The sequence below is a fragment of the Kitasatospora sp. NPDC057500 genome, assembly GCF_042802195.1.
Classification (GTDB): Bacteria; Actinomycetota; Actinomycetes; order Streptomycetales; family Streptomycetaceae; genus Kitasatospora.
On sequence record NZ_JBHVER010000206.1, the window covers coordinates 1 to 13,992 of the forward strand.

The following is a 13,992-nucleotide window of genomic DNA, read 5'->3' on the forward strand; positions in this document are numbered from 1 at the left end:
GGCCGGGGCTCAGCGCGGGTCGAGGCCCTGGGCGAGGAACCAGGGCAGCGGGTCGACGGGGGCGCCCCCGCCGGCCGGGCGGATCTCCAGGTGCAGGTGCGGGCCGGTGCTGTTGCCGCTGCTGCCGACGAAGGCGATGACGTCGCCGGCCTTCACGGTGCCCTTGCGGATCTTGTACGAGCGCAGGTGGCAGTACCAGACCTCGGTGCCGTCGGCGGTCTTGAGGATGGTCATGTAGCCGTACGACGGGTTCCACTGGGTGCGGATGGTGCCGTCGGCGACGGCCATCACCTGGGTGCCGCCGTCCACCGGGAAGTCGATGCCGGTGTGCCGCTTGGCCCAGTGGGTGCCGGCCGCGCCGAAGGCCTCGCCGATGCCGTGCTGGGCGACCGGCATGGAGATCCTGGGGCGCTCCGGCGCGGGGGCCGGCTGCTCGGTGGCGGCGGTCTGTGCGGCTTGTGCGGTCTGCGCGGCCTGTGCTGCTGCCTCCGCACCCGGCTGCCCTGCGGGGTCGGGGCCGCCCTGGGTGCCGGCGAGCGGCTGGCGGGCGTCGCTGCGGGAGGCCTGCTCGGCCTCGCCGGCGGCCAGCGCCTGCTGGGCGGCCTGCGCGGCCTCGGCCCGCGCGTTGTCCGGCGCGTCGGCGGCGGTGGCCTGCTCGGGGACCCGGCCGGCGGCCTGGGCGCGCTGCTGGTCGGCCTCGCCCTGGACGGTGACGGCGGCGGCCGCGGCGACGCCGAGCGCGGCCACCGAGGGCAGCGCGACCCGCAGCAGCGCGGTGCGGGTGGCGGCCTTGGCGGCGTCGCGGCGCTGGGACCGGGACTGCTCGCGGGCGGCGAGGCGCATTTCCGCACGGGTCGGGCGGGCGGCTGCTTCGGGAGCCATCGCGGCTGCCTCCTCGGTGGCCTCGGCGCGTCGTCGGGCGGGGGTAAACGACCGAGACTGTAGCCGGAAGCCGGACATCCGGACAAAAGTCCGTATGTCAAGGGGCTGGGGGTGTGCGCTTGCGGGGTAGAACAGGGAGGGGCGGCGGACGGTCTGTGATTTTCCCCTCGTCTTGAGGGGTGGTGCGGCCAAGCCGGACGGGTGGCGCTACCCTCCCCTCAGGTTGGTTATTGATCGTTAACCTCGCCCGTGCCCACAAGGTCCGGTGGGGGATGGACGACGAGGTCCGGGAGGCAGTGATGGGTGTGTCAGGACCGATCCGCGTGGTGGTCGCCAAGCCGGGGCTGGACGGCCACGACCGCGGTGCCAAGGTCATCGCGCGTGCCCTGCGCGACGCCGGCATGGAGGTCATCTACACCGGCCTGCACCAGACGCCGGAGCAGGTGGTCGACACCGCGATCCAGGAGGACGCGGACGGCATCGGCCTGTCGATCCTCTCCGGGGCGCACATGACGCTCTGCGCGCGGGTGCTGGAGCTGCTGAAGGAGCGCGACGCCGAGGACATCAAGGTCTTCTGCGGGGGGATCATCCCGGACGAGGACATCGTCGAGCTGAAGGCGATGGGCGTCGCCGACATCTTCACCCCGGGCACGCCGACCAGCGACGTGGTCGCCTGGGTCGAGGCCAATCTGCGGGCCGCGGGCTGACGGCCGCCGACGGGGCCGGTGCCGGACGGTGCGTCCGGTGCCGGCCCCGTGCGCGTCCGGCCGCCGGTCCAGCGGCCGTTCGGGCGGCCGTTCAGGCCGCCAGTTCGGCGAGCATCGCCTCGCGGAAGCGCAGCGTCCCGGCCAGCCGGGCGAAGGTCTCGCCCCAGGCGGTGGCGGGCGCGGCCCCGGCGGCCAGCGCCTCGACCGCCGCGGCGCTCTCCGGGGAGAGCGCGCGCTCGGTCATGCCGAGCACCCCGCTGTGGCTCCACGGGTAGGCGCCGGAGGCGGCGGCCCGGGCCAGCGCCTCGACCACCGCGGTGGACAGCGGCGGCGTCCACGGGGTGGCGCAGGCGCCGAGCAGTTGGAAGGCGTCGCCGAGGCCGTGCGCCTCGATGAAGGCGGCCGTCCAGGCGGCCCGTTCGGCGGGCGGGAGCACCGCGAGCAGCTTGGCGGGGGCACCGGTGGTGCGGGCGGGGCGCACCGGGCCGGGGACCGGCGCGGGCCCCAGCAGCGCGCGCGCCCAGGCGGCGTCCTGCTGGCGGACGGCGGCCCGGGCCCAGGCCTCGCGCAGGTCGTCGGCCCAGGTACTGCTGGTCTCGTCGATGGCGTCGCCGACCCGTAGGGCGAGCAGTCGCTCGGGCGTGAGGCCGGTGTGCCCGGTCCAGAGCGAGAGCGGCGCGGCGGCGATCACCTCGCCGAACCACCAGGCCCGTTCGCCGCGCCCGGTGGGCGACTTGGGCGGTATGCCGTCGCGCTGCATGGCCGGGTCGCACGCGGTGGGCGGGGTGACCAGCAGATGCGTGCCGTGGTCGGAGAGGCGCACGGCGGCACGGGCGCGCTCCGCCATCCGGGCGGCCAGCGCGGAGCCGGGCAGGGTGGAGAGCAGTTCGGCGGCGGTGGCCCGGACGTTCTTGCTGCGGTCGCCGAGGGCGGCCTCCAGGAAGGGCTCGTCGGCGAGCGAGAGGCCCTGTTGGAGGGCGTCCAGGAACAGCAGCCGGTCCTCGGCTCGCTCGGTGGACCAGGTGCCGTGCAGCAGGGCGAGGCCGGCCGCCGGATCGTGGCGGCGGAGCAGCGCGAGGTGGGTCACCCGCTCGGCGAACAGGCCCTCGTGCCACACCTGGTGGCCCTCGGCGGGCGCGGCGTCCGCGGCGGGCGGGGGCTCCGTGGCGGCGCGCTGGACGAACCGCCAGTCCGCGTTGCGCTCGGCGAGCCAGCGGCCGAGCGGGCCGGCCAGCGCGACCGCGTCGGGCCGCAGTTCGCTGCGGGCGCGGGCGGCGTCCAGCAGGGCCGGGACACTGGCGGCGGGCGCGCGGTAGCCGCGTTCGCGGGCGGTGGCGAGCCACTGCGGCAGCAGTTCGCCGACGTTGGCGAGCACGCCGCTGCCGCCGCCCCGGGTGGAGAGCAGCAGCGAGAGCCGGCGGGCGGCGGCGGCCGGCAGCTCGGGGCGGGTGTCCTCGGCGGCCGGGCGTCCGGCGGGGGCGGCGGCGGGGACGGGCAGCGCGCCGGCCCGGCGGCGGACCGTCTCCAGGGCCGCGAGTTCGAGCAGCGCGGCGGCCGGGTCGGTGCGGTCGACGGCGCCGTCGTACGGGGCGGCCGGGCCGGGCGCGGGGAGCGGGCGGCGGTCGGTGCCCAGCAGGGCGGTGGTCTGCAGGGACTCCCAGGGGTCGGGCACGGGGCCTCCTCCTCCGGTGGAACGGGTGCGGGTGGACGTCGGGTGGGCGGGCGTGGCCGCGCCCGGGGCGCGGCGGGCCGCTCAGGTCGTGGTGAGGCCGATCGGGCGGCCGTCCAGCCCCCAGGCGGTGACCGGGGCGAAGCCGCGGTGGCCGTACTCGCCGAAGACGGTGAGCGGGCGGCCGGTGGAGACGGCGGCGAGCCGCCAGAGCGCGGCGTCCGGGACGGCGGCGCGGTGCACGGGGACGGTGTGCCGGCCGTCGGTGAGGTGCCAGCCCTCCTCGGAGAGCACCGGGACGACCTCGGTGAGCACCGTCGGCCAGGCGTCCAGCCACGGGTCGTCGGCCACCGCGGTGCCGTAGCCGGCCACCGCCTCGGCGACGGACAGGCCGGGCGGCGGGCCGTCGGGCGCCGCTGCCGGGGCGCCGTGGCGGGTGCCGAGGACGGCCCGCAGCGGGCGGGCGCCGGGGTGGAAGGCCAGCTCGGCCTCCACCACCTGGCCGGTGGGCAGGGCGAGGTCCGGGGCCTGCCCGGGGCGGCCGAAGGCGATCAGCAGGGCCTGACGGCCGGTCTTGGCGCCGCGCAGCCAGAGCCGACGGGTGGTCAGCCGCTCGTCGGCGGTGTCCCGGGTGCCGAGGACCTGCCAGCGGTCCCGGACGGTCGGTCCTGCCAGCAGTTCGGCGGTCTCGGTGGTGTAGCCGACCCGGGCGCGGACGGTCGCGGCGAGCGGCGCGGGCAGCTCGTCCAGGCGGGTCGCGGCGGTGGCGAGCAGGTGGAGCATCGCGTACTCCGCCAGCAGCCCCTGCTGCGGCACCGCGTCGAGCTCGCGGACCCGGGTGGCCAGGCCGGGCGCCTGGGCGTCGACCATGCGGGCCGCGACCTCCTCCCAGGGGCCGGCGGTGGACTGGTCGGCGAGGCCGTGCCGGACCCGGTCGGCGAGCCGCAGCCGCAGCTCGGCGGCGCCGGCCGCGACCCGGGCGGAGCGCTTCTCGGCGCGGCGGCGGGCGGCCTCCGGGTCGGCCGGCGCCTCCGCCCGCGCGGCCCGCTGCTCGGCGCGCTCCTGGCGGCCCTTCAGCCACTCGGCGGCCCAGTCCGCGGGCTCGGCGCCGTCGGGCACGGAGCCGGGCGAGCCGCTCCAGAGCAGCAGCAGCCCCAGGGCGTGCTTGCAGGGGAACTTACGGCTCGGGCAGCTGCACTGGTAGGCGGGCGTGGCGAGTTCGACGACCGTGCGGTAGGGCGTGCTGCCGCTGCCCTTGCACTCGCCCCAGACGGCGTCGCCGTCGGTGCCCGCGGCGGACCAGGGGGCGGGCGCGGAGAGCTTGCCCGCGGCCTTCTTCGAGGCGGCGTCGGGCGCCAGGGACAGGACGTGTTCGGTGCTCCAGCGTTCCTCCATGGCCACGACGGTAGGCGGCGGCACTGACAGTCGACCCGACGGCCGGACGGCCCGAACTGAGGTCCGGTCAGGATTGTCAGTGGTCGGGTGCATGGTGGTTCTCGCAGGCCGGGACGCCGACCTGGCTCCCCCCGATCACCCCGCCGCCCGGGCATCCGTGCGCCCGGCGGCCGACCCGAAGGAGCCCCGATGACCGACGTCGTGACCGATGTCCTGCGGCAGCACGCCGAGGACGCGTTCGCCGCCGAACTGTCCGCGCTGGCCGCCCAGGACGACCGGCCGCGCCCGGAGCGCTGGAAGCTCTCCCCGTGGGCCGTCGCCACCTACCTGCTCGGCGGCGAGCTGCCCGACGGCACCGTGGTCACCCCCAAGTACATCGGCCCGCGCCGGGTGGTGGAGGTCGCCGTCACCACGCTGGCCACCGACCGCGCGCTGCTGCTGCTCGGCGTGCCCGGCACCGCCAAGACCTGGGTCTCCGAGCACCTCGCCGCGGCGATCAGCGGCGACTCCACGCTGCTGGTGCAGGGCACCGCCGGCACCCCCGAGGAGGCCGTCCGCTACGGCTGGAACTACGCGCAGCTGCTCACCAACGGGCCCAGCCGGGAGGCGCTCGTCCCCTCGCCGCTGATGCGGGCGATGGCGGACGGCCGGATCGCCCGGGTCGAGGAACTGACCCGTATCCCGGCCGATGTGCAGGACAGTCTGATCACCATCCTGTCCGAGAAGACCCTCCCGGTCCCCGAACTGGGCACCGAGACCCAGGCCGTGCGCGGCTTCAACGTCATCGCCACCGCCAACGACCGCGACCGCGGCGTCAACGAGCTGTCCAGCGCCCTGCGCCGCCGCTTCAACACCGTGGTACTGCCGCTGCCCGGAACGCTGGAGGAGGAGGTCGAGATCGTCACCCGCCGGGTCGAGCAGCTCGGCCGCTCCCTCCAACTGCCCGAACTGCCCGGCGGCGCCGAGGAGATCAGGCGCGTGGTGACCGTCTTCCGGGAGCTGCGGGCCGGCATCACCACCGACGGCCGGACCAAGGTGAAGACCCCCAGCGGCACCCTCTCCACCGCCGAGGCCATATCGGTGGTCACCAACGGCATGGCGCTGGCCGCCCACTTCGGCGACGGCGTGCTGCGGGCCGGCGACGTCGCGGCCGGTGTGATCGGCGCGGTGGTCCGCGACCCGGCCGCCGACCAGCAGGTCTGGCGCGAGTACGTCGAGGGCGTGGTCCGCGAGCGCGACGGCTGGAAGGACTTCTACCGCGCCGCCCGTGAGAACGCCCGCTGAACGGCACGACCGTGCACCGCACGACCGCAACCTCGGAAGACTCGGGAGGGAGAGCGCGATGAGCGCAGAGGTGACGCTGCTCGGCGTCCGGCACCACGGCCCCGGCTCGGCCCGCTCGGTGGCCGCCGCGCTGGAGCAACTGCGACCGGACGCGGTCCTGGTGGAGGGGCCGCCGGAGGCCGACCCCGTCCTCGGGCTGGCCGCGGAGAAGGACATGGTGCCGCCGGTCGCCCTGCTGGCCCACGCGGCCGACGACCCGGCCCGCGCCGCGTTCTGGCCGTACGCCGAGTTCTCGCCGGAGTGGGTGGCGATCCGCTACGCCGGCGAGGCCGGCGTCCCGCTCCGCTTCATCGACCTGCCGGCCGGCTACGCCTTCGCGGACACCGGCGACGAGGAGGGGGACGAGGGCGGGGACCCGGACGAGGACGACGCCGGCCTGCCGCGCGACCCGATCGCCCGGCTCGCCGAGGCCGCCGGCCACGACGACCCGGAACGCTGGTGGGAGGACGTCGTCGAACACCGCCGCCCCGGCGACGACGAGGACGCGCTCGCGCCGTTCGCGGCCGTCGCCGAGGCGATGACGGCACTGCGCGAGGACGGCGGCGGCGCCGGCCGGCGCGACGAGCGGCGCGAGGCGTACATGCGCCAGCAGATCCGCGCCGCCCGCCGGGCCGGCCACCGCCGGATCGCCGTCGTCTGCGGGGCCTTCCACGTCCCCGCCCTGGCCGCCATGCCGACCGTCGCGCACGACAGGGCACTGCTCGCCGAGCTGCCGAAGAAGGTGCGCACCGAGGTCACCTGGGTGCCCTGGACGCACCGCAGGCTCTCCCAGCTCACCGGCTACGGGGCCGGGATCGTCTCCCCGGGCTGGTACCACCACCTGTACCGCACCGACGGCGACCCGCTGCCCGGCTGGCTCACCCGGGCCGCCGACCTGCTGCGCTCCGAGGACCACCCGGTCTCCTCCGCGCACGTCATCGAGGCCGTCCGGCTGGCCCGCACCCTCGCCGTGCTGCGCGAGCGTCCGCTCGCCGGGCTCACCGAGACGCTGGACGCCGTCCGCGCGGTGATGTGCGACGGCTCGGACGTCGCCCTCGCCCTCGTCCAGGACCGGCTGGTGATCGGCGACGCGCTCGGCGAGGTGCCCGACGCCGCGCCCGCCGTCCCGCTCCAGCGCGACCTCGCCCGGATCCAGCGCACCCTGCGGCTCAAGCCCGAGCCCACCCCGCGCGACCTCGACCTCGACCTGCGCAAGGAGACCGACGCGGCCCGCTCCCGGCTGCTGCACCGGCTGCGCCTGCTCGGCGTCGACTGGGGCGTGCCGGCCCGCTCCTCGGTCGCCTCCACCGGCACCTTCCGGGAGAGCTGGCGGCTGTGCTGGCAGCCCGAGTTCGCCGTCCGGATCGCCGAGGCCGCCCAGTGGGGCACCACGGTCGAGCGGGCCGCCGTCGGCAAGGCGGTCGGCACCGCCCGGAGCGCCGTCGAACTCGCCGAGCTCACCGGGCTGGTGGAGACCTGCCTGGTGGCCGGGCTGGCCGAGGCGCTGCCCGCCGTGATGCGGGTGCTCGCCGACTGCGCCGCGCTGGACACCGACGTCGCCCACCTGGCCGGCGCGCTGCCCGCCCTGGTGCGCGCGCTGCGCTACGGCGACGTCCGGGGCACCGACGACGGCGCGCTCGGCGAGGTCGCCGCCGGCCTCGCCGACCGGATCTGCGTCGGCCTGCCGCCCGCCTGCACCGGTCTGGACGCCGCCGGCGCCGCCGCCATGCGCGGCCACCTCGACGAGGTGCACGGCGCGATCGGCCTGCTGGACCAGGACGGGGCGGACGGCCCCGCCGCCGGCCTCGCCGACCGCTGGGCCGCCACCCTGCGGGCGCTCGCCCGGCGCGAGCCGTCCGGCGGACCGGCCACCGGCGTCCCCGGCCTGCTGCGCGGGCGCGCCGTCCGGCTGCTGCTGGACGACGGCCGGCTCGACTCCGCGGAGGCCGGCCGACGGCTCGGGCTGGTGCTCTCCGCCGCCAACAGCCCGGCGGACGCCGCCGGCTGGATCGAGGGCTTCCTGACCGGGGGCGGTGCGCTGCTGCTCCACGACCCCCGGCTGCTGGGCCTGCTCGACGGCTGGCTGACCGGTGTCCCGGCGGAGGTGTTCACCGATGTGCTGCCGCTGCTGCGGCGCACCTTCGCCACCCTGGAGGCCGGGGTCAGGCACACCGTCGGCAGCCGGGTGGCGGCCGGCCCGCTCGGCCCCGGGAGCGCCGAACCGGCGGGGGACGTCGCCGAGTTGGACCGCGCGCGGGCCGATGCCGCGCTGCCCGTGGTCGCCCTGCTGCTCGGGCTGCCGACCGGCGCCGGGGAGCCCGGCGACCGCCCGCGGATCCCCCGGCAGGCCGGGGGCCGCGACACCTGACGGCGCCCGCCGTCCCCGTCACCCCGTCCTTCTCCCCGCCCCGACCGCAGACCGCACGCAGAGGAGCCCCCGATGGCAGTCAGCACCCCCGGCACCGCGCCCGCCGCCCCCGGCGCCTCCGACGACGAGCGGCTGCGCCGCTGGCGGCTGGTCCTCGGCGGCGAGGCGGACGGCACCGGCCGCCCCCTGCACGGCCGGGACGCCGCGATGGACGGCGCGCTCGCCGCGCTCTACCGGGGCGCCGCCGAGGACGGCCGGGCCGGGCAGCCGCGCTCCGGGCGCCGCAGCGCCGGCCTCGGCGGCTCGGCCCCGCAGGTGGCCCGCTGGCTGGGCGACATCCGCGAGTACTTCCCGGCCACCGTCGTCCAGCTGATGCAGCACGACGCCATCACCCGGCTCGGCCTGGAGCAGCTGCTGCTGGAGCCCGAGATGCTGGAGGCCGTCGAGCCGGACGTCCACCTGGTCGGCACCCTGCTCTCGCTCAAGCACGCGCTGCCCGAGACCACCAGGGAGACCGCCCGCGCGGTCGTCGGCCGGGTGGTCGCCGACCTGGAGCGCCGGCTCGCCGACCGCACCCGGGCCACCCTGGGCGGCGCGCTGGACCGCAGCGCCCGGGTCAACCGCCCGCGCCACCGCGACATCGACTGGGACCGCACCATCCGGGCCAATCTGAAGAACTACCTGCCCGAGCACGGCACGGTCGTCCCCGAGCGGCTGATCGGCTACGCCCGTGCCCAGCGCGCGGTGAAGAAGGACGTCATCCTCTGCATCGACCAGTCCGGTTCGATGGCGCCGTCCGTGGTGCACTCGGCGGTGTTCGGCGCGGTACTCGCCTCGATGAAGAGCCTGGACACCCGGCTGGTCGTCTTCGACACCTCGGTGGTCGACCTCACCGAGCAGCTCACCGACCCGGTCGACGTGCTCTTCGCCACCCAGCTCGGCGGCGGCACCGACATCAACCGGGCGCTCGCCTACTGCCAGTCCCGGATCACCCGGCCGGCCGAGACGATCGTCGTCCTGATCAGCGACCTCTACGAAGGCGGCATCCGCGACGAGATGCTCAAGCGGGTGGCCGCCATGAAGGCGGCCGGCGTCCAGTTCATCGCCCTGCTGGCGCTCTCCGACGAGGGCGCACCCGCGTACGACCACGCGCACGCCGCCGCGCTGGCCGCGCTCGGCGCCCCGGCCTTCGCCTGCACCCCCGACGTCTTCCCCGAGATCATGGCGGCGGCGATCGAGAAGCGCCCGATCCCGGTCCCGGAACAGGGGGTGTGAACGGAGCTGTCGGCGCGGTCGTCAACGAGGTGCTGCCGGGCTCACCCGAACAGCGGAACCCGGGGCTGGGTCCGGCGGAGCCGCCGGACCGGGCGCCCGGCGTACGCCCCCTAGGCTGGTCTGTGACGGTTCTCACCAAAGACGGGCAGGCCCCGGGCGAAACACGCCCGTCGTCCGGGGATAACCTGCCAGACGGACGTGACGCGCGTGTTGATTGACGTGTGCGCCCGTGGCTGTGTGGGCCGCAAGGCCGTACTTCTGCGTACCCGCACCGCCCCGACGACCCGCAGCGAAGATCCTGCCGTGGCACGCTCGTAGAGACACAATCCGCGACCACGAACAAGGACAAACACGTGGACCTGTTCGAGTACCAGGCGAGGGACCTCTTCGCCAAGCACGGTGTTCCCGTGCTTGACGGCGATGTCATCGAGACCGCCGCAGACGCTGCCGCCATCGCGGAGCGCTTCGGCGGCCGCGCCGTCGTCAAGGCTCAGGTGAAGGTGGGTGGCCGAGGCAAGGCCGGCGGCGTGAAGCTCGCCGCCGACCCGGCGGACGCCGTCGCCAAGGCCGGGCAGATCCTCGGCATGGACATCAAGGGCCACACCGTGCACAAGGTGATGCTGGCCCAGACCGCGGACATCAAGGAGGAGTACTACGTCTCCTACCTGCTCGACCGCGCCAACCGCACCTTCCTGGCCATGGCCAGCGTCGAGGGCGGCATGGACATCGAGGAGGTCGCGGCCACCAAGCCCGAGGCCCTCGCGAAGATCGCCGTCGACGCCAACGAGGGCGTGACCGAGGCCAAGGCCCGCGAGATCGTCGAGGCCGCGAAGTTCCCGGCCGAGGTCGCCGACCAGATCGTCGACGTCCTGCAGACCCTGTGGACCGTCTTCATCAAGGAGGACGCCCTCCTGGTCGAGGTCAACCCGCTGGTCAAGACCGGCGAGGGCAAGATCGTCGCGCTCGACGGCAAGGTCTCCCTGGACGAGAACGCCGACTTCCGCCAGCCGGAGCACGAGGCGCTTGAGGACAAGGCCGCCGCCAACCCGCTGGAGGCCGCCGCCAAGGCCAAGGGCCTCAACTACGTCAAGCTCGACGGCGAGGTCGGCATCATCGGCAACGGCGCGGGTCTCGTCATGAGCACCCTCGACGTGGTCGCCTACGCCGGTGAGAAGCACGGCAACGTCAAGCCCGCCAACTTCCTCGACATCGGTGGCGGCGCCTCCGCCGAGGTCATGGCGAACGGCCTGGAGATCATCCTCGGCGACACCGACGTCAAGTCGGTCTTCGTCAACGTCTTCGGCGGCATCACCGCGTGCGACGCGGTCGCCAACGGCATCGTGCAGGCCCTCGCCCTGCTCGAGGAGAAGGGCGAGGCGGTCACCAAGCCGCTGGTCGTCCGCCTCGACGGCAACAACGCCGAGCTGGGTCGACAGATCCTGACCGACGCCAACCACCCGCTCGTCGAGCAGGTGGACACCATGGACGGTGCGGCCGACCGCGCCGCCGAGCTGGCCAACAAGTAAGGAAGGGGACTTTCACACCATGGCTATCTTCCTTACCAAGGACAGCAAGGTCATCGTCCAGGGCATGACCGGTTCCGAGGGCATGAAGCACACCCGCCGCATGCTCGCCTCCGGCACCCAGATCGTCGGCGGTGTCAACCCGCGCAAGGCCGGCACCACGGTCGACGTCGACGGCACCGAGGTGCCCGTCTTCGGCTCCGTCGCCGAGGCCATCGAGAAGACCGGTGCCGACGTCACCGTCATCTTCGTGCCGCCGGCGCACACCAAGAGCGCCGTCGTCGAGGCCATCGACGCCGAGATCGGCCTGGCCGTCGTCATCACCGAGGGCGTCCCGGTGCACGACACCGCCGCCTTCTGGGCCCACGCCGGCGCCAAGGGCAACAAGACCCGGATCATCGGCCCGAACTGCCCCGGCCTGATCAGCCCCGGACAGTCGAACGCCGGCATCATCCCGGCCGACATCACCAAGGCCGGCAAGATCGGCCTGGTCTCGAAGTCCGGCACCCTGACCTACCAGCTCATGTACGAGCTGCGCGACATCGGCTTCACCTCGGCCGTGGGCATCGGCGGTGACCCGGTCATCGGCACCACCCACATCGACGCCCTCAAGGCGTTCCAGGAGGACCCGGAGACCGAGCTCATCGTCATGATCGGTGAGATCGGCGGCGACGCCGAGGAGCGGGCCGCGGCCTTCATCAAGGAGAACGTGACCAAGCCGGTCGTCGGCTACGTCGCGGGCTTCACCGCCCCCGAGGGCAAGACCATGGGCCACGCCGGCGCCATCGTCTCCGGCTCCTCGGGCACCGCGCAGGCCAAGAAGGAGGCCCTTGAGGCCGCCGGCGTCAAGGTCGGCAAGACGCCGTCCGAGACCGCCCGCCTGGCCCGTGAGCTGATCAAGGGCTGACGCCCTCCCCGCTCGCACCCCACGGCGCCCCCGCCCGGACCTCCGGGACGGGGGCGCCGTGCTTGCCGCCCGCTCGCGCGCCCGCCTGCCTCCGGGGCGGGCCGTGCGGCTCAGCCGTCCGCCACCGCGCACGGGTGCAGGGCCCAGGGCACGCAGCCGCGCGGCCGTTCGGCGGCCACCGTGCCCGGCGGGGGCAGCGCCTCGGCGGCCCGCCCGCCCGTCGGCGGCCGGTACGGCCCGTCCTCGCGGGGCGGCGGCGGATCCACCACCACCGGCTCCAGTCCCGGCGTCGGCGAGCACCAGAGACTCAGGATTCCCGACGGCGGCCCCTCCACCAGCAGCGGGAGCAGTGCGTCCGACCCGGTCGCCAGGGTCGGGACCGGCGCGCAGAGCGCGGGCGACGGCGGACCGGGCGGCCGGAACAGCTCGCCCGGCCCCCCGCCCGCGAGCGTCGCCACCACCGCACCGCCGACCGCGGCGGTCAACAGCGCCGCCGCCCCCGTCCGGCCGGCGTTCGCCAGCCCGTGCCGGGCCCGCAGCAGCGGCACCGGCGGCCGGTGCGGCTGCGGGGCCCCGCGCACCGCCGCCCGGTGCATCAGCGCGCACAGGCGGTCGGCGAACCCGTCCGCCGCCGGATCCGCCCCGACCAGCTCCGGCACCCACTGCGCCAGCGCCGCCCGCGCCGTCCACACCCGCCCCTCGGCGGCCGCCACCGTCGACTCCACCTCCACCGCCACCGCGGCGGCCGGCATCCCCAGTCCGTCGTGCAGCACCAGCGCCCGGCGCTGCGGCCGGGAGAGCCGCCGGAGCGCCTTGAGCAGCGCGCGGTCCCGGTCCGTGAGGCGGTCGTGGTCCGGCAGCACCGCCTGGGTCTCGTCCGCCGGCCGCACCTTGATCCGGCGGTGCGGGAGCCGCCACACGTGCGTCCGGCGCGGGCCGCCCCGGTGCCACGGCGACAGCGCCAGCTCGAACGCACGCGTCCGCACCCACGCCTCCGGCTCACCCCCCGCGACCACCTCCGCCCACCGCCGCCGCGCCTCCCCGAACGCCCGCCCCACACAGTGGACGGCCCGGTGCTTGCACGCGGTGAGCAGGAACACCTGCTGCACCAAGCGTGTGTGCGCCGCCTCGTACACCCCCTCGAACCCCACCCCGGGCCCACCCTCCGCCCCGGCCACCGGCCGGCCGCCGACGGCTTGGCCCGCCCGCCCACCGCTCGCCTCGGCCGCCGCTGCCCGCCCGCTGTCCATCGCTGCCGCCCGTGGGCGGTCGGTGGCTTCGGCCGCCCGCCCACCGTTCGCCTCGGCGACCTGCCCGTCATTGGTGCCTGCGGCCGGGTGCCTCGCTGCTCGCCCGCGGTCCGGGGCAGCCGCCGGTCGGTCGTTCGTGGCTTCGTCTGCCCGCCGACCGTCTGCCCGACCTGTCGCCTGTGGGCCGTTGGCCTCGGCCGCCGGCCGGCCGTCGCCGGCTCCGGCCGTCTGCGCTGCCGCCCGTCGGCCGTCGACGGCTTCGCCCGCCCGCTCTGCCGCCCGTCGGTGGTCGGCGCCTTCGGCCGCCCGCCCGCCGTCCACCTGGGTCACCGTCCCGCCGTCGATGGCAAGGGCCGCGTGCGCCGCCGGCTGCCCGCTGGGGATCCGCCCTCCGTCGGGTCCCGGAGCCGCCGGTCGTCTGCCGGTGGCTCCGCTTGCGCGGGCTGCCGCCGCCCGCCTCTTGGAGGTTCGCCGCCCGTCGGGCCCGGCGGACAGTTGCTTGACGTCGCGTCCCGCGGGCCGTGCTGCTGCTCGGCCGCCATCGGGCCCGGGGGCGGCCGGCGCGATGGCCTGCCCCTTGCCGGGGGCCGTCGGCAGTTGATCGGCGTCGCGTACGGCGGGTTGTTCCGGCGCCTGGTTGGTGTTGGGCTCCGGTGCGGCCGGCGCGGTCGCCCGCCCGGCGGGGCCGGGCGG

General features: G+C 76.0%; 10 protein-coding genes. 6 read left to right on the forward strand and 4 right to left on the reverse strand.

Features of this window, described 5'->3' with window-relative positions; genetic code table 11:
• Positions 1-9: 9 nt before the first annotated feature.
• Complete coding sequence (locus ACFU74_RS30770) at positions 10-882, reverse strand: M23 family metallopeptidase (RefSeq protein WP_380762652.1); 873 nt, start codon at positions 880-882, stop codon at positions 10-12.
• 299 nt (positions 883-1,181) lie between these two features.
• On the opposite strand from ACFU74_RS30770, the gene ACFU74_RS30775 reads away from it, so the two are divergent.
• Positions 1,182-1,589: a cobalamin B12-binding domain-containing protein gene (locus ACFU74_RS30775; protein ID WP_350542253.1), complete on the forward strand. Its 408-nt coding sequence runs from the start codon at positions 1,182-1,184 to the stop codon at positions 1,587-1,589.
• A 91-nt stretch (positions 1,590-1,680) separates the two neighbouring features.
• On the opposite strand, the gene ACFU74_RS30780 is transcribed toward ACFU74_RS30775, so the two are convergent.
• Together ACFU74_RS30780 and ACFU74_RS30785 are read right to left on the reverse strand one after the other, a co-directional pair.
• On the reverse strand, positions 1,681-3,261 hold the full coding sequence (locus ACFU74_RS30780; protein ID WP_380762655.1) for a DUF5691 domain-containing protein: 1,581 nt from the start codon (positions 3,259-3,261) through the stop codon (positions 1,681-1,683).
• Between the two features lie 81 nt (positions 3,262-3,342).
• Positions 3,343-4,653: an SWIM zinc finger family protein gene (locus ACFU74_RS30785; RefSeq protein WP_380762658.1), complete on the reverse strand. Its 1,311-nt coding sequence runs from the start codon at positions 4,651-4,653 to the stop codon at positions 3,343-3,345.
• 189 nt (positions 4,654-4,842) lie between these two features.
• On the opposite strand from ACFU74_RS30785, the gene ACFU74_RS30790 reads away from it, so the two are divergent.
• The 5 genes from ACFU74_RS30790 (at position 4,843) to sucD (ending at position 12,049) form a co-directional block, all read left to right on the forward strand.
• On the forward strand, positions 4,843-5,937 hold the full coding sequence (locus ACFU74_RS30790) for an AAA family ATPase (RefSeq protein ID WP_380762660.1): 1,095 nt from the start codon (positions 4,843-4,845) through the stop codon (positions 5,935-5,937).
• Positions 5,938-5,995: 58 nt separating this feature from the next.
• On the forward strand, positions 5,996-8,344 hold the full coding sequence (locus tag ACFU74_RS30795) for a DUF5682 family protein (protein ID WP_380762663.1): 2,349 nt from the start codon (positions 5,996-5,998) through the stop codon (positions 8,342-8,344).
• Positions 8,345-8,416: 72 nt separating this feature from the next.
• Positions 8,417-9,619 (forward strand): VWA domain-containing protein, encoded by a 1,203-nt coding sequence (locus ACFU74_RS30800; protein WP_380762665.1) that lies wholly within the window; start codon positions 8,417-8,419, stop codon positions 9,617-9,619.
• A gap of 353 nt (positions 9,620-9,972) precedes the next feature.
• A complete protein-coding gene (gene sucC, locus ACFU74_RS30805) occupies positions 9,973-11,145 on the forward strand; it encodes an ADP-forming succinate--CoA ligase subunit beta (protein WP_380762668.1) in 1,173 nt (390 codons plus the stop codon).
• Positions 11,146-11,164: 19 nt separating this feature from the next.
• Positions 11,165-12,049, forward strand: a complete 885-nt coding sequence (sucD, locus tag ACFU74_RS30810) for a succinate--CoA ligase subunit alpha (protein ID WP_380762670.1) — start codon at positions 11,165-11,167, stop codon at positions 12,047-12,049.
• Positions 12,050-12,159: 110 nt separating this feature from the next.
• On the opposite strand, the gene ACFU74_RS30815 is transcribed toward sucD, so the two are convergent.
• Complete coding sequence (locus tag ACFU74_RS30815; protein WP_380762672.1) at positions 12,160-13,158, reverse strand: hypothetical protein; 999 nt, start codon at positions 13,156-13,158, stop codon at positions 12,160-12,162.
• Between the last annotated feature and the right edge of the window lie 834 nt (positions 13,159-13,992).